The following is a 654-nucleotide window of genomic DNA, read 5'->3' as shown; positions in this document are numbered from 1 at the left end:
TTTGTTCTGTGTCTGACGTCGACATCAGAGTGATCCACAGGGTAGTTCGTCGGCAGCGTCAGTTGTTTATAAGAGACAGTGGCAAGATTGATTGGTGACGTGGCAATGTGGCTGAAGTCGCTAATGTCATCGGCGAACAATGGCATATCAAAGGCGTGGATGCAGGAGCAGGCGAAGGAAATATGGTCGAGATTGCTAAACAAGCGGCTCGCCAATTGAAATGTATCGTAGCGATCACAGGCGAAAAAGATGTGGTCACTGATGGCAATACCACCTATACCATTGCAAATAGTCACAGCATCTTAACACGGGTCACAGGCGGAGGTTGTCTGCTCAGTGCTGTTGTGGGTGCATTTATCGCAGTGGCTGATCCTATAGAGTCACAAGAACGCTTAAACGCTGTAGTTGAAGCACTAGCGTTTTACGGCATCGCAGCAGAGATTGCTTACCAACAGACCGCAGGACAAGGTACAGGTAGCTTTCAGATCGAATTTATCAATCAACTCTCTCTAGTCACACCCGATATCGTATCCACCCATTCAAAAATCGCAAAAGTCTAGCGCTTGGCAAGATAAGCGCGACATCTTCTAATTAAATAAAATGTGATTTTTGTGTAACAAAATATCTTACGATTAGCGCTTGGCAAGATAAGCG

At 45.7% G+C, this 654-nt stretch carries 1 protein-coding gene; it reads left to right on the top strand.

Annotated features, from left to right (window positions below; all coding sequences use genetic code 11):
- The first annotated feature begins 107 nt into the window (after positions 1-107).
- The gene (locus PTI45_RS01175) at positions 108-560 is read left to right on the top strand and encodes a hydroxyethylthiazole kinase (protein ID WP_069325722.1); all 453 of its coding nucleotides are present in this window, start codon (positions 108-110) and stop codon (positions 558-560) included.
- The last annotated feature ends 94 nt before the right edge of the window (positions 561-654 follow it).

Source organism: Paenibacillus nuruki, assembly GCF_001721045.1.
In the GTDB taxonomy this organism is placed as follows: Bacteria; Bacillota; Bacilli; order Paenibacillales; family Paenibacillaceae; genus Saccharibacillus; species Saccharibacillus nuruki.
The sequence above is the reverse complement of the archived record's forward strand: the minus strand, read 5'-3'. Positions and strand labels throughout refer to the sequence as shown.